At 69.0% G+C, this 13,909-nt stretch carries 13 protein-coding genes; 6 read left to right on the forward strand and 7 right to left on the reverse strand.

Annotated elements, in window-relative coordinates; genetic code table 11:
• Positions 1-129: 129 nt before the first annotated feature.
• The 3 genes from aceA to CFP71_RS45370 all read left to right on the forward strand — a co-directional run bounded on the left by aceA (position 130) and on the right by CFP71_RS45370 (position 3,641).
• Positions 130-1,416, forward strand: coding sequence for an isocitrate lyase (aceA, locus tag CFP71_RS20735; protein ID WP_007031644.1), 1,287 nt, complete (start codon positions 130-132; stop codon positions 1,414-1,416).
• A gap of 105 nt (positions 1,417-1,521) precedes the next feature.
• Positions 1,522-3,126: a malate synthase A gene (gene aceB, locus CFP71_RS20740; RefSeq protein WP_093935524.1), complete on the forward strand. Its 1,605-nt coding sequence runs from the start codon at positions 1,522-1,524 to the stop codon at positions 3,124-3,126.
• A 383-nt stretch (positions 3,127-3,509) separates the two neighbouring features.
• Positions 3,510-3,641 (forward strand): hypothetical protein, encoded by a 132-nt coding sequence (locus CFP71_RS45370; RefSeq protein ID WP_279629232.1) that lies wholly within the window; start codon positions 3,510-3,512, stop codon positions 3,639-3,641.
• A gap of 366 nt (positions 3,642-4,007) precedes the next feature.
• Here CFP71_RS45370 and CFP71_RS20745 read toward each other — a convergent pair whose 3' ends face one another.
• A complete protein-coding gene (locus tag CFP71_RS20745) occupies positions 4,008-5,261 on the reverse strand; it encodes a glycosyltransferase family 4 protein (protein WP_093935525.1) in 1,254 nt (417 codons plus the stop codon).
• 107 nt (positions 5,262-5,368) lie between these two features.
• Here CFP71_RS20745 and CFP71_RS20750 point away from each other — a divergent pair, with 107 nt between their 5' ends.
• Positions 5,369-7,135, forward strand: coding sequence for a glycoside hydrolase family 2 protein (locus tag CFP71_RS20750; protein WP_093935526.1), 1,767 nt, complete (start codon positions 5,369-5,371; stop codon positions 7,133-7,135).
• On the opposite strand, the gene CFP71_RS20755 is transcribed toward CFP71_RS20750, so the two are convergent.
• The 5 genes from CFP71_RS20755 to CFP71_RS20775 all read right to left on the reverse strand — a co-directional run bounded on the left by CFP71_RS20755 (position 7,123) and on the right by CFP71_RS20775 (position 11,473).
• On the reverse strand, positions 7,123-7,347 hold the full coding sequence (locus CFP71_RS20755; protein WP_093935527.1) for a hypothetical protein: 225 nt from the start codon (positions 7,345-7,347) through the stop codon (positions 7,123-7,125). The two genes, CFP71_RS20750 and CFP71_RS20755, sit on opposite strands and share 13 nt — an antisense overlap.
• Positions 7,347-8,411: a chymotrypsin family serine protease gene (locus CFP71_RS20760; RefSeq protein ID WP_093935677.1), complete on the reverse strand. Its 1,065-nt coding sequence runs from the start codon at positions 8,409-8,411 to the stop codon at positions 7,347-7,349. Before CFP71_RS20760 ends, CFP71_RS20755 begins: the two co-directional genes overlap by 1 nt.
• A 277-nt stretch (positions 8,412-8,688) precedes the next feature.
• Positions 8,689-9,177 (reverse strand): glutathione peroxidase, encoded by a 489-nt coding sequence (locus CFP71_RS20765; RefSeq protein ID WP_093935678.1) that lies wholly within the window; start codon positions 9,175-9,177, stop codon positions 8,689-8,691.
• Positions 9,178-9,191: 14 nt separating this feature from the next.
• Positions 9,192-10,703, reverse strand: a complete 1,512-nt coding sequence (locus tag CFP71_RS20770; RefSeq protein ID WP_093935528.1) for a 1,4-alpha-glucan branching protein domain-containing protein — start codon at positions 10,701-10,703, stop codon at positions 9,192-9,194.
• On the reverse strand, positions 10,700-11,473 hold the full coding sequence (locus CFP71_RS20775; RefSeq protein WP_093935529.1) for a class I SAM-dependent methyltransferase: 774 nt from the start codon (positions 11,471-11,473) through the stop codon (positions 10,700-10,702). The genes CFP71_RS20770 and CFP71_RS20775 overlap by 4 nt, the downstream gene beginning before the upstream one ends.
• Positions 11,474-11,609: 136 nt before the next feature.
• On the opposite strand from CFP71_RS20775, the gene CFP71_RS20780 reads away from it, so the two are divergent.
• The gene (locus CFP71_RS20780) at positions 11,610-12,032 is read left to right on the forward strand and encodes a hypothetical protein (RefSeq protein WP_093935530.1); all 423 of its coding nucleotides are present in this window, start codon (positions 11,610-11,612) and stop codon (positions 12,030-12,032) included.
• Here CFP71_RS20780 and CFP71_RS20785 read toward each other — a convergent pair.
• Positions 12,013-12,864 (reverse strand): DegV family protein, encoded by an 852-nt coding sequence (locus tag CFP71_RS20785; protein ID WP_093935531.1) that lies wholly within the window; start codon positions 12,862-12,864, stop codon positions 12,013-12,015. The genes CFP71_RS20780 and CFP71_RS20785 overlap by 20 nt on opposite strands.
• A 243-nt stretch (positions 12,865-13,107) precedes the next feature.
• Here CFP71_RS20785 and CFP71_RS20790 point away from each other — a divergent pair, with 243 nt between their 5' ends.
• Complete coding sequence (locus tag CFP71_RS20790; protein WP_093935532.1) at positions 13,108-13,893, forward strand: electron transfer flavoprotein subunit beta/FixA family protein; 786 nt, start codon at positions 13,108-13,110, stop codon at positions 13,891-13,893.
• Positions 13,894-13,909 lie beyond the last annotated feature (16 nt).

Consider the following 13,909-nt stretch of genomic DNA (forward strand, 5'->3'; position numbering starts at 1 on the left):
TTGCAAGATGCTACGGAAGCTTCGCAGAAATTGGCAAATTGGAGCCCTGGATCGGATTTCCCCTGTCATGTCAGGGTCGAGTCAGGAAAGGCGATCACTCGCAAACTTCGCAACACCCGGGAGAATCCGATGACTCAGCACGCGCAGCAGCTGGAGCAGGCGGCCGCCGAACTGGCCAAGCAGTGGGAGACCGACCCCCGCTGGGCGGGCGTGAAGCGTTCGTACTCCGCGGCTGACGTGGTCAAGCTGCGCGGCAGTGTGGTCGAAGAGCACACGCTCGCCCGCCGCGGTGCGGAGAAGCTGTGGGACCTCCTGCACAACGAGGACTACGTCCACTCGCTGGGCGCCCTGACCGGTAATCAGGCCGTGCAGCAGGTCCGCGCCGGCCTCAAGGCCATCTACCTGTCCGGCTGGCAGGTCGCCGCCGACGCGAACCTCTCCGGCCAGACCTACCCGGACCAGAGCCTCTACCCGGCCAACTCGGTGCCCGCCGTCGTCCGCCGTATCAACAACGCGCTGGGCCGCGCCGACCAGATCAACTGGGCCGAGGGCAACACCGACATCGACTGGTACGCCCCGATCGTCGCCGACGCGGAGGCCGGCTTCGGTGGCCCGCTCAACGCGTTCGAGCTGATGAAGGGCATGATCGCCGCCGGCGCCGCGGGTGTGCACTGGGAGGACCAGCTCGCTTCCGAGAAGAAGTGTGGTCACCTCGGCGGCAAGGTGCTGATCCCGACCAAGCAGCACGAGCGCACGCTGAACGCCGCCCGCCTCGCCGCGGACGTGCTGAACGTGCCGTCGCTGATCGTCGCCCGCACCGATGCCCAGGCCGCCACGCTGATCACCAGCGACGTCGACGAGCGTGACCGCAAGTACGTCACCGGCGAGCGCACCGCCGAGGGCTTCTACAACGTCACCAACGGCATCGACCCCTGCATCGACCGCGGTCTGGCCTACGCCGAGTACGCCGACCTGCTGTGGATGGAGACCTCCAAGCCGGACCTCGAGGTCGCCCGCCAGTTCGCCGAGGCGATCAAGGCGAAGTACCCGAACCAGATGCTGGCTTACAACTGCTCGCCGTCGTTCAACTGGAAGAAGCACCTGGACGACGCGACGATCGCGAAGTTCCAGCGCGAGCTCGGCCACATGGGCTACAAGTTCCAGTTCATCACCCTGGCCGGCTTCCACGCCCTGAACTACTCGATGTTCGACCTGGCGCACGGTTACGCCCGCGAAGGCATGACCGCCTACGTCGACCTGCAGGAGCGCGAGTTCGCTTCGGAGGACCGCGGGTACACCGCCACGAAGCACCAGCGCGAGGTCGGCACCGGCTGGTTCGACAACGTCGCGACCGCGCTGAACCCGGAGAGCTCGACCACCGCGCTCGCCGGTTCCACCGAGGCCGAGCAGTTCTGATCCCTCGCAAGTAGGTGCCAGGTGGCGGTCTCCCGCCCTCCCCCCAAGGGAGACCGCCACCGCCCTTCCCCTTCTATCTCTCGCGAAGCCCAGCGGAGGCACACCATGGTTGAGAAGCTGAACTACCGGATCGACGTCTGCGGACCTGCCGGTGACCGGTTCGACGAGATCCTCACCCCGGCCGCACTGGACTTCGTGGCCAAACTGGACAACGCTTTCGCCGGCCGCCGCCGCGAGCTGCTCGACGCCCGCCGTCTGCGCCGCGAAGAGCTGCAGTCCGGCGAGAAGCCGCTGGGCTTCCTGCCCGAGACGCACGCCGTCCGCGACGACAGCAGCTGGTCGGTCGCCCCGGCCGCGCCCGGTCTCGAAGACCGCCGCGTCGAGATCACCGGCCCGACCGACCGCAAGATGACGGTCAACGCGCTCAACTCCGGTGCGAAGGTCTGGCTCGCCGACTTCGAGGACGCGACGTCGCCGACCTGGCACAACGTCATCGACGGCCAGCTCAACCTGTTCGACGCGATCCGCCGCAACATCGACTTCACCACCGAGGCGGGCAAGCGCTACACGATCGGCGACGAGCCCGCGACGATCGTCGCCCGCCCCCGCGGCTGGCACCTGGTGGAGAAGCACATCCGCATCGACGGCCGCCCGGTTTCGGCGAGCCTGGTCGACTTCGGCCTCTACTTCTTCCACAACGCGCGACAGCTCCTGGCCCGCGGCAGCGGCCCGTACTTCTACCTGCCGAAGCTCGAGAACCACCTCGAAGCGCGGCTGTGGAACGACGTCTTCCTGCTGGCGCAACGGGAACTCGGCATCCCGCGCGGCACGATCCGGGCGACCGTGCTGATCGAGACGATCACCGCCGCGTTCGAGATGGAGGAGATCCTCTACGAACTGCGCGAGCACATCGCCGGGCTGAACGCGGGCCGCTGGGACTACATCTTCAGCGTCATCAAGAACTTTTCCTCGCACGGCGCGGACTTCGTGCTCCCGGACCGCGCGCAGGTGACGATGACCGTCCCGTTCATGCGGGCCTACACCGAACTGCTGGTGAGCACCTGCCACAAGCGCGGGGCGCACGCCATCGGCGGCATGGCGGCGTTCATCCCGAGCAAGGACCCGGAGATCAACGCGACCGCGTTGCAGAAGGTGCGCCAGGACAAGGAACGCGAGGCGAACGACGGCTTCGACGGCTCGTGGGTCGCGCACCCCGGCCTCGTCCCGGTCTGCCGCGAGGTGTTCGACGAGGCGCTCGGCGGCTGGCCGAACCAGCTCGGCAAGCTCCGCGAGGACGTCGTCGTCACCGCCGAGGACCTGCTCGACGTCGCGAGCGCCGGTGGCGAGGTCACCGAAGCCGGTGTCCGCGCCAACATCAACGTCGCGCTGCGCTACGTCGACGCCTGGCTGCGGGGCACCGGTGCGGCGGCGATCCACAACCTGATGGAGGACGCCGCCACCGCCGAGATCGCCCGCTGCCAGGTGTGGCAGTGGATCCGCAACGGCACGAAGCTCGAAGACGGCACCGCGCTCACCCGCGAACTCGCAGTGTCCTATTTGGACGAAGAGCTGGCGTCGGTGCGGGCCGAGCTGGGCGAGGACAACCGTCTCGGCGACGCCTACGAGATCTTCACCGAGACCGCGCTGGGCGAGAAGCTGCCGAGCTTCCTCACCACCGGCGCGTACGCGCGGTACCTGACCACGCATTGATCAGGCTCCGGCCGCTCCTACCTGACGCGGGGCGGCCGGGTTCCACACCGGTTTGGGACGGTGTGGCCCAACGGGTCCGGTGGCGGAGGCTCCCCGCCGCCGGACCCGCTTCACGCGCACGCTCTTCCGGTAGCGCTGTCGGGCGTGCGTCCGTAGGTGTCATGAGGGGTCCCCATGAGACGTTTTTCGTCCCATGGGGACCCCTCATGACGTGCGGGCGGGGGACGCTTTCCTGAGCCCCGCCTCACCAGCGGAACGGGATGAAGCGGTCACGGATGGCGAATAGGTAGCGGTACCTAGTGATACCCCCGTTGTTTCGGCGGCGGGTCGCGCGGATGCTCTGCGCCGGGTGGGAATTCCGCCTGTTTCCCCGAGGAGCCACCATGAAGAAGCAGTTGAGAAGCGTCTTGGCCGCGGCCTTCGCGATCCTCGCCGTCGTCCTCGCCGCGCCGGCCGTGTCCGCCTCCGCGACGATCTCGGCGCGGCCGGACTGCGTCCGCCCCTGCCACTTCTGATCTTCGCCACCTAGAGCAGCCCGGGGGTCGTGCCCCTCGCGACCCGCGACACTCGTGGAGGGGGGATCCGGTTCCCCCGACGTACCGGGTTCCCCCTCCGCCCCAGCGCCGCGTGGGTCGTGAAGGGCCCCTTTCCTACCCTGAAGGTAGTGAAGGAGGCCTTCACGGACTCGGCAGACGCACCAGGTACACCAGCAGTCACAGCGGTAGCGTGTGAAGGCCCCCTTCCCTCGGCTCAGCCGAGGAAACTCGGCCTTCACACATTCCCCAGTACATGAAGGCCCCCTTCCTTGCGTCTAGCGCAAGGAAGGGGGCCTTCATGTACCGCAGGCGGACAAGCGCCGCGTTTAGTCCTCTGAATGCGGTTTACGGCTCGAAGGCGTTGCCCGTCGCGATCTTCGGGCGGCCCAGTTCCACCGGCTCGCCGACGCGAGCCCGCCGGTAGACCGCGACGGTCGCCTCCGCGATGCGCCCCCAGTCGAAGTCCGCCGCCAGGCGCGACTGCGCGGTCAGCGCCCGCCGCGCCGCGGCGACCTCGTCGTCCAGCACCGCCTCGACGGCGTCCCCGAGCGCGTCGACGTCGCCGGGGCTGAAGGCCAGGCCGGTCTCCCCGTCGACGACGACCTCGCCGAGCCCGCCCGCGGTGGACGCCACGAGAGGAGCCTTCGCGGCGGCCGCCTCGAGCGCGACGATCCCGAACGGCTCGTAGCGACTGGGCAGCACGACGGCGTCGGCCGCGGCCAGGATGGCGCGCAGTTCCCGGTCGGACAGGTGTCCGACGAAGTCCACGGCGCGGCGAACGCGCAGCTTGCGCGCCTGGTCGACCAGTTCCTCCAGATGCCTGCCCTTGCCGGCGACGACCAGCCGGGTCCCCGGTTTGGCGCGGCGGATCCGGGGGAGCGCGGCGAGCAGGTCCTGCACACCCTTCTCCCATTCCAGCCGTCCGAAGTACAGCAGCAGCGGCGCGCCGGAGGGGCTGTAGACCTCGCGCGCGTGCGCGACCTCTTCGGCGGGCACCTGCCAGGTGCGCTCCTCGATGCCGTTGTGGATCACGGTGACCGCGTCACCGTCGACCTCGAACAGATGCGCCACCTCGCGGCGCATGGCCTGCGAACAGGTGATCAGCGCGTCCGAGCGGTTCGCGAGCCACCATTCGACCGAGTGAACCTGCTGGTTCAGCGGATGCGAGAGCCAGCCGGAGTGCCGTCCGGCCTCGGTGGCGTGGATCGTGCCGACCAGCGGGACCCGCGCGGCCTCGGCGATCGCGATCGCCGGGTGGGTGACCAGCCAGTCGTGCGCGTGCACGACGTCCGGCTGCCAGCCGCGCAGCAGATCGGTCGCGGCGCGGACCATCGCGTGCCCCATGGCCAGCGTCCACGCGACGAGGTCCCGTTCGAAGGTCACGTGCAGCGGATCCTCGGCGACCCGGATGATCCGCACGCCCTCGACCACGCGATCGGTCCTCGGATGGGTCTCGGCGTCGGTGCCCGCCGTGTGACGGCACAGGACGACCACGTCGTGCCCCTGCCGGGCGAGGTGCCGGGCCAGGGCGTGGACGTGCCGTGCGAGTCCGCCGACGACCACGGGTGGGTACTCCCACGACAACATCAGCACGCGCATGGGTGGAGGTTACTCGTGAGTCGGTGGTCACCGGGACGGGGCGATCACCCACTGGTGAAAGCCGGGCGAGGGCGACAGGGGCGGCGATCTTTGCCACCATCGGGCCGATGACGTCTTCGGTGAACGCGGCCGAACCGGCCTTCAAGCCCGTCGAACCGGTCCTGTCGACCCCGTGGTCCGCGCAGGTCGGACCCGGCAACGCGCTGCCCGCGTACCCGCGCCCGCGACTCGTCCGCGAACGCTGGCTGAACCTCAACGGCGTCTGGGAGTACGCGGGGGACCGCTCGCCCGGCCGGAACGGGTACGGCGAGCGGATCCTGGTGCCGTTCCCGCCGGAGTCCGCGCTTTCCGGGATCGGGCGGCACGACGAAACCCTGTGGTACCGCAAGGTTTTTCAGGTCCCGTCCGAGTGGGACGGACAGCGGGTGATGCTCCGCTTCGGCGCCGTCGACCAGTCCGCGACGGTCTGGGTCAACAACCAGGAGGTCGCCGTCCACGAAGGTGGGTACACGGCCTTCAGCGCGGACATCACCGGCGTGCTGCGGCCGTCGGGATCGCAGGAACTGACCGTCCGCGCGATCGACCGGACCGACGCCTCGACGCATCCCGTCGGCAAGCAGCGCAACGCCCCGGAAGGGATCTTCTACACCGCCACGTCGGGCATCTGGCAGACCGTCTGGCTGGAGCCGGTGCCGTCCGCGCACGTCGCGGATCTGCCGCTGACCCCGGACCTCACGGGGGTGACGGTTGTGCCCAAGGTCACAGGCGGCGCTCGCGTCGAAGTGATCGTCAGCGAGCCCGGCGGCCCGGAGGTGGCACGCGTCGCGGGGGACGCGGGACGGCCGTTGCGCGCGGAGGTGCCTTCGCCGCGTCTGTGGACACCGGACGACCCCTACCTCTACGACCTCGAAGTCCGCTTGCTCGACGAGAGCGGCACCGTCCTCGACGTCGTCGAGTCCTACACCGGGCTGCGCACGATCGGGACGGTCGCCGACGCCGAGGGCAGGCCGCGGATCGCGCTCAACGGCCGGATCACCTTCCTCCACGGCCCGCTCGACCAGGGCTACTGGCCGGACGGGATCCACACCGCCCCCACCGACGAGGCGCTGCGGTTCGATCTGGAGAAGACCAAGGAACTCGGCTTCAACTTCGTCCGCAAGCACGTCAAGGTCGAGCCGGAGCGCTGGTATCACTGGGCGGACAGACTGGGCCTGCTCGTCTGGCAGGACATGCCCTCGCTCACCGTCTCCTTCGACGGTCCACCCGGGATCGCGCCAGACCCGGTGCCCGAGGCGAAGGCACGGTTCGAAGCCGAACTGATCGAGATGGTCGAGCAGTTGCGCGGGGTGACCTCGATCGTCGGCTGGGTGCCGTTCAACGAGGGCTGGGGCGAATTCGACACCGCGCGGATCGCGAAGCTGGTGAAGGACCTCGACCCGACCAGGCTCGTCGTCGCGAACAGCGGGGTGAACTGCTGCTTCTCGCGGCCGGACGACGGCGCGGGCGACGTCTACGACGACCACACCTACGTCGGACCGGGGAAACCCGCGCTGAAGGACCACCGGGTGATCGTCGACGGCGAGTACGGCGGCCTCGGCCTGGTGCTCGACGAGCACCGCTGGCCGGGGAAACCGCAGGCCTACGAGATGACGCCGACCTCGGCACGGCTGACCGAACGCTATGCCGAGGTCAGCGAACACCTCGAACGGATCGTCGCCGGAACCGGGCTTTCCGGCGCGATCTACACCCAGACCACCGACGTCGAGAACGAGGTCAACGGCCTGCTCACCTACGACCGCCGCGTGGTGAAGGCGGATCCGTCCGCGGTCTCCGCCCGCAACCGCGCGGTGACCGAGGTGGGTCAGCCCGGCTGAGGCTCGATCGGGCCGCCGGGGTCACGGACCCTGACGGGCACCCCGAGCAGCTGAGAAGGCAGCTGCCCGGGGTCGTGACCGGGGGTCATCCAGACGTCGATGGTGGGTGCGCCCTCGGCCTCGCCTTGCCCGACCCCGACCACTCCGGGGACGTCGTCGAGCCACCGCGACGCCGTGACGAGCGCGGCATCCACATCGGACACTTCGGCCACTACGGGTACACCCTGATCCCGAGCGCGGCCTCGACCAGCGTGATCCGGTTGACCACGGTGACCGCGGGCGAACCCGCGAACAGCAGGCCGACGGCGAAGTCGTTGTCCAGCTCCGCCACGATGCTGCCCGAGTCGCCACCGGCCGACATGTTGGTGGTGAGCAGCTGGTTCGCGAACCTGGCCACCCGGCCGCCGCCGTAGTTGACGTCCACCGTGGCGTTGATGTTCGTGATCCGCCCTGTGGTCCAGTTGGTGGTCCGGCCGGTCTTCTGCACCGCGAGGCCGACGGTCGGTGCCGGGTTCACGCCCCGGAGGTCGCCGACCCAGAAGATCCGCCGGTCGAGGTCGTGGAACTGGCCTTCGGCGACGGCCGCGTCGACGAAATTCAGCGGGACCGGCTGCCCGGGGGTGATGAACTTGATCGGCACGTACCGGCTCAGCCTGGCGATGATGTCGCTGGGGATGACGCCGCCGTCGAACGGGCCCGGCTGCAGGATCGGGTCGCCGATGGCCGCCGCGTTGGTGTTGGCCAGCACGTGGTTGTTGCTCAGGATGTAGAACCTCGGCGGTATGCCGGGCAGCGCGGCCGCGTCGTAGACGGCGGTGCCGTACGTGCCGGCGGTGATCTGGAAGTGGCCGACGCTCACCCCGCCGAACGCCGGGCGGAAACGCCGGGCCAGCGTCAGCGGATCGACGGCCTCACGGGGAGTTTCGACCTGGCGGACCGGCGGCGCCGCCGGTGCCTCGGCCAGCGACGGGGAAGCGCCGTTGACCTTCGGCGGCGCCACGGTCCGGCCCGCTTGCAGCACGCCGACCTGCTGGACGTCGGTGGGCACACCGGAAAGCGTCGCCGGGATGAGGTCGTCGTCACGGAGCAGCTCGCTCGGCAGCTTGGTGTCGACCAGGACCGTGATCGCCTTTTCCCCGGTGTCGGTTCCGCCCGACCACTTGGTGCCGAGCGCCACGCCCACGACGTTCTGCCTGTCGAGGAGCGCGTTCTCTTCGGACGCCTGCACTGTCGCCAGTGAGAGGAATTCCTTGGGCAGCATGTTCTTTTCGATCATTTCGGCCACACTTTTCTGGTTGTCGGCGTTGACGAAGTGCGGGAGCCCCGACGAAGGAGTCTTCCCCTGTCCGCGGGGCCGCGCCATAGTGCAATCGGGTAGACCGATTCACCTCTCTGTCGACGACAATTCCCTTGTCTGGCAAGGGTTTGTGAACGATAAACCAGCCATCGCGCGAGTGTCGCGGCTATTCGGGGACTTTGGTCACCGGTTCGCCGGAAAAGGAAACGGGCGGCTTTCCGGAGTGATCCGGAAAGCCGCCCGTGGAAGAGCGGAGTCAGCCGCCGATCGCGGCGTCGATGGCCTTGGTGATCGTTTCATCCTCGGGTTCGGTGCGCGGACGGAATCGCCCCACCACTTCACCGGAAGGGGCGACGAGGAACTTCTCGAAGTTCCACTGCACGTCGCCGGAGGCGCCTTCCGCGTCGGCCGCCTTGGTGAGTTCGGCGTAGAGCGGGTGCCGGGTCTCCCCGTTGACGTCCAGCTTTTCGAAGAGCGGGAACGAAACCCCGTACGTCGTCGAGCAGAAGGTCTGGATCTCCTCGGCGGTGCCCGGTTCCTGGCCCGCGAACTGGTTGCACGGGAACCCGACGACGGAGAAACCCTTGTCCGCGTAGCGTTCCTGCAACTTCTCCAGGCCGGTGTACTGCGGCGTCAGGCCGCACTTCGACGCCACGTTCACCACCAGCAGCGTCTTGCCTTCGAGCGTGCCGAGGGTGGTGTCCTCGCCCGCCAGCGTCTTCAGCGGGATGTCGTGGATCCCCATGGTTTCCCCTTTCGTCATTTCTTCAGCAGGTCACGCGCGTCGACGTGGCCGAACGGCCCGTCGTCGCGCCGGAACGCGGCCGCCGTGTCCCGGGCCCGCTCGTGCGCGCCGTCGCGGAGCAGCCCGGCGAGCGTGTCGAACCGGTCGGTGTGGACCTTCGCCCGCCGCCGCGCGTAGTCGGCGGCGGAATCCTTGGTGACCATGAACGCCCAGTCGCTCGAAAGCGCGAGCATCGCCTCGGCGACGGCCTGATCCCGGACGGCGTCGCGGGTCGTGGTGTCCATTCCGGCGACGAGGTCGAGCATCCGGTGCTGCAAGGCGGTGTTGTCCCGCACCATGTCGGCGACCTGCTCGCCGTCCCAGACCCGCCAGTCCTTGCCGGAACCCCACGACGATGCCGGGAGGTCGACCTTCCCGCCGAGGTGACCTGCTTCGAGCGCGCCCTTGAGCGTGGTCACGCGGACGCCCGCCTCGGGCAGCGCGCGCAGGACGCCTTCGAGCCACGCCGGTCCCTCGTGCCACCAGTGCCCGAACAGTTCCGTGTCGTACGCGGCGACGACGAGCGATTCGCGGCCGTGCTCGGCCTTGAGCGAGCGCAGCCGGGAGACGACGGTGTCGACGAAGTCCTGGACGTGGCCGCCGAGCGTGGCCGCCGCCATCGCCGGGTCGTACGGCGCCTTGTCCGGCGGCTCGATGGTCTTGCCGGTCACCCGCGACGGCTTGAGGCCGACCTCGTGCGCCCAGGTGTGGAAGTCGCGATAGGCGGCGTGGCCGGGGTAGCCGGCCTTCGGCGACCAGACGCGGTACGTGACTTCGAGGTCGCGGCCGAAGCAGACGACGTCGGAATCGCCGACGGTGCGGGCCGCCGACGTGTCGCCGTGCAGGGATGGCCCGTCGACCATGAACCGCTGGACGCCCGCGGCCGCGTACCCGGTCTCCATGCCGGGCGCGTAGCCGCATTCGGGTGCCCAGATGCCTTCGGGGCGCCGTCCGATCCGCGACGCGGTGTCGGCGAGGCCGCCGCGCAGCATGAAGTCGCGGACCGCCGGGTCGAGCAGCGGCTGGAACGGATGCGCCAGCGGGCCGCCGAGCAGCTCGATCGTGCCGTTGTCCACAAAGGACCGGAGGATCGGTGAGAAACCGTGCCGCCAGCGGGTTTCGAGTTCCTCCGACGCCTTGGTCGCCGTCCGGTACTCGCTCGCGGCGAGGTCGCGCAGCAGCGGGTCGCCGCGCCAGAGCGTCGACGCGTGCCAGGAGCGCAGCTGCCAGTGTCCGAGCCAGTCGTGGAAGGCGTCGATGCAGTACGGGTCGTCGAGCTGGGCGGCGAGGATCGGCGTCATGCCGAGGGTGAGGACGTCTTCGCGGCCCTCGTCGGCGAAGCGGCGCAGGAGGTCGACCATCGGCAGGTAAGAATGCGCCCAGGCCTGGTAGAGCCATTCCTCGCCGACCGGCCAGGACCCGTGGTGCGGCAACCAGGGCAGGTGGCTGTGCACGACGAGGCAGAACGTGCCTTCGTACTCGCTCATCGGCGCACCGCCACGGCGACCAGGTCGAGGCTGGCGTCGAGGTCTTCACCGTGGACGGCGAAATCCGCGGCCTGGATGCCTTCGACGTCGGCGAGCAGCTCCGCGGGCCAGGTCGCCTGGCCGGGAAGCTGTCCCATGACGACGTCGAGCTGGGCGTCGATGATCGAACCGCCGTATTTGGCGTCGAGCTTCGCGACGCCTTCGCCGTGGTGGAGGCCATGCAGGGTCTCGACCTCGAAGCCGGCGTCGCGCAGCAGTTCGTCCAATTCGGACGGTGCGAGTTCCCTGGTGTGGAACGGGTTCAGCGGGGTGTCGCTGTCCGGGGTGAAGGTCAGCCGGTTGGGTGTGGTGACGATCAGCCGTCCGCCGGGGGAGAGCACGCGGCGGCATTCGGCGAGGAAGGCGCCCTGGTCCCAGAGGTGCTCGATCACCTGGAAGTTGGCGACGACGTCGACCGAGGCGTCGCGCAGCGGCAGGAACACCAGGTTCGCCCTGGCCACGCCGATGCCGGGGTAGCGGCGGGCGACGTGCTCGGTGGTGGGGACGTCGTAGTCGAGCGCGAGCACCCGTTCGGCGACGGTGGCGATGAGCCCGGCGCCGTAGCCCTCACCGCAGCCGGCTTCCAGGACGGTCTTGCCCTCGCACAGCGGCAGGAGCTGTTGATACGCGGCCTCGTGGCGGCGGTACCAATAGTTTTCCTCGGCGATGCCCGGCACTGTGCGCTCACCGGTGAGGTGCAGCGCTTCGGCCCTGGTGGCTGGGGTGGTCACGCCGCGACCCTACCGGCCGGTCACTTCCCGCTCCGTCGCAGTTAGTCCTCTGGATGCGGTAGTTGCACGCGCAAGGACCGCATCCAGAGGACTAAACGCGCTGTCACGTTTCGCGGCGCTGTCCAGTCCAGAAGACATGCAACGGACAATCACCCGCGTACTGCTCGTCGTCTTCGGCCTCGTCGAACTGCCAGTCGGGCTGTGGCCACTGCTCAGCCCGGAGGGCTTCTACCGGGACTTCCCCGGCTTCCGCACCGGCTGGGTCGCCATGGACGGCCCCTTCAACGAACACCTGATCGCCGACTTCGGCGGCCTCAACCTGGCGCTCGCGGCGATCCTGATCGGCGCCGCCGTGATCGGGACGACCGCCGTGGCCAGGCTCGCCGCGCTGTCGACCTTCCTGTTCGGACTGCCGCACTTCCTCTACCACCTTGGCCACGTCTCGCACTTCGAGCCGGTGGACCAGGTGCTGATCGTCGTGACGACGGCGCTGGGCGCGGTCCTCCCGCTGGTCCTGGTGCTGATCCCCTCGAAGCGGGCTACACCGGCGACACCGTGATGCCGATGGCACCGGGGCCGAGGTGGGCGCCGAGGATCATGCTGGCGTCCACCAGGGTGCTGTCGACCATCTTGGGCAGCCGCGCGCGCAACCGCCCGCCGATCTCCAGGTCGCGTTCGTCCGGGCCGAACCGGGTGATCGCGATCTCGACGTCCTGATCGCCCGCGCAGTCCACCGCGAGGTCGACGAGTTTGTTGAGCGCCCGCCGCTGGCCCGGCACCCGGGTCAGCGGGGCGACCTCGCCGTTCTTCAGCGTCAGCAGGGGTTTGATCGAGAACGCGGAACCGAGGAACGCCTGCGCGGCGCCGATCCGACCGCCGCGGCGCAGGAACTCGAGCGTGTCGACGTAGAGGATCTCGCGGCTGCCGCGGAACCGGCGTTCGGCCGCGTCGATCACCCGGCTCGCCTGGCCACCGGCGGCGGCGACCTTGGCCGCCGACGTCGCCGCGAAACCGAGGCTCATCCCGGTGGTCCCGCTGTCGAGGACGTGCACCGGGATGTTCACCTGCTGAGCGGCTTCACGGGCGGCGTTCACCGTCTCCGACATCCGTCCCGAGATGTGGACGCTGACGATCGCCGAGGCGCCCTTGCTCGCGGCGTCCTGGAACGCCCAGAAGAACGCGGCGACCTCGGGCGGTGCCGTCTTCACCGGCGTTCCGGCGCGCAGGTGGTCGATGATTTCTTCGCGGTCGTAGCGGTTCTCCTCGTCGAACTGCTCTCCGACCTGCAGTTGGACCTGAACGACGCCGATTCCCCAGCGTTCGGCGACCGGGGCGGGGAGACTGGCGGTGGAGTCCGTGATCACGGCGACGGGGCCGGGCATGGAACGCATGGTGGGGCAGGTTAGCCCGTCACCCTCGCGGGGAGTACCCCGGAATACGGCCGTTCGGGTTAGTCGCCCGGTTACACTCACTTCCGGGTGAAATACCTGGACGATGGTCCCAGTAAAACGTGCATCCAGGTGAATGAGGTCACCTCGGCGGGCCGCGGCGGGAAAATGGCCCTAATCTACCGGCCAGTAGAGCTGTTGCCCCGTGGCCGACGCCGGCCACTAACGGGAGGTCGAAGTAGACCCATGACGAACATCGTTGTCCTGGTCAAGCAGGTACCGGACACCTACTCGGAGCGGAAGCTCTCCGGTGCCGACAACACTCTTGACCGCGAATCCGCCGACGCCGTGCTCGACGAGATCAACGAGAAGGCCGTCGAAGAAGCCCTGAAGATCAAGGAAGCCGGCGAGGGCGAGGTCACCGTCGTCTCGGTGGGTCCCGACCGCGCGACCGACGCGATCCGCAAGGCGCTGTCCATGGGTGCCGACAAGGCCATCCACGTCTCCGACGAGGCCCTTCACGGCTCCGACGCGATCGCCACCGCCAAGGTGCTGGCCGCCGCGATCTCGAAGGTCGAAGGCTTCGACCTGGTCATCACCGGTAACGAGGCCTCCGACGGCCGCGGTGGCGCCGTGCCGGCGATCATCGCCGAGCTGCTGGGCCTGCCGCAGCTGACCCACGTGAACGAGCTGACCGTCGACGGCTCCTCGATCAAGGCCGACCGCTACACCGAGGACGGCGTCACGCACCTCGAGGCGAACCTGCCCGCGGTCGTGAGCGTCGGCGAGAAGATCAACGAGCCGCGCTACCCCTCCTTCAAGGGGATCATGGCCGCCAAGAAGAAGCCGGTCGAGACGCTGACCGTCGCGGACCTCGGCCTCGACGCCGGCGAGGTCGGCCTCGGCAACGCCTGGTCGTCCGTGCTCGAAGCCTCCCCGAAGCCGCCGCGCACCGCCGGTGAGCGCGTCGAGGACGAGGGTGACGGCGGCAGCAAGGTGGCCGCCTACCTGGTCGCGCAGAAGCTCATCTGAGACAGGTTTCGAGGAG

The sequence above is a fragment of the Amycolatopsis thailandensis genome (genome assembly GCF_002234405.1).
Lineage (GTDB): Bacteria > Actinomycetota > Actinomycetes > Mycobacteriales > Pseudonocardiaceae > Amycolatopsis > Amycolatopsis thailandensis.

What these genes read in the sequence shown, in the direction of transcription:
- CFP71_RS20770 (WP_093935528.1), bottom strand. Translation starts at nt 10,703, where the DNA reads ATGAGCGAGTACGAAGGCACGTTCTGCCTCGTCGTGCACAGCCACCTG.
- CFP71_RS20790 (WP_093935532.1), top strand. Translation starts at nt 13,108, where the DNA reads ATGACGAACATCGTTGTCCTGGTCAAGCAGGTACCGGACACCTACTCG.
- CFP71_RS20750 (WP_093935526.1), top strand. Translation starts at nt 5,369, where the DNA reads ATGACGTCTTCGGTGAACGCGGCCGAACCGGCCTTCAAGCCCGTCGAA.
- aceA (WP_007031644.1), top strand. Translation starts at nt 130, where the DNA reads ATGACTCAGCACGCGCAGCAGCTGGAGCAGGCGGCCGCCGAACTGGCC.
- CFP71_RS45370 (WP_279629232.1), top strand. Translation starts at nt 3,510, where the DNA reads ATGAAGAAGCAGTTGAGAAGCGTCTTGGCCGCGGCCTTCGCGATCCTC.
- CFP71_RS20760 (WP_093935677.1), bottom strand. Translation starts at nt 8,411, where the DNA reads ATGATCGAAAAGAACATGCTGCCCAAGGAATTCCTCTCACTGGCGACA.
- CFP71_RS20745 (WP_093935525.1), bottom strand. Translation starts at nt 5,261, where the DNA reads ATGCGCGTGCTGATGTTGTCGTGGGAGTACCCACCCGTGGTCGTCGGC.
- CFP71_RS20785 (WP_093935531.1), bottom strand. Translation starts at nt 12,864, where the DNA reads ATGCGTTCCATGCCCGGCCCCGTCGCCGTGATCACGGACTCCACCGCC.
- CFP71_RS20765 (WP_093935678.1), bottom strand. Translation starts at nt 9,177, where the DNA reads ATGGGGATCCACGACATCCCGCTGAAGACGCTGGCGGGCGAGGACACC.
- CFP71_RS20780 (WP_093935530.1), top strand. Translation starts at nt 11,610, where the DNA reads ATGCAACGGACAATCACCCGCGTACTGCTCGTCGTCTTCGGCCTCGTC.
- aceB (WP_093935524.1), top strand. Translation starts at nt 1,522, where the DNA reads ATGGTTGAGAAGCTGAACTACCGGATCGACGTCTGCGGACCTGCCGGT.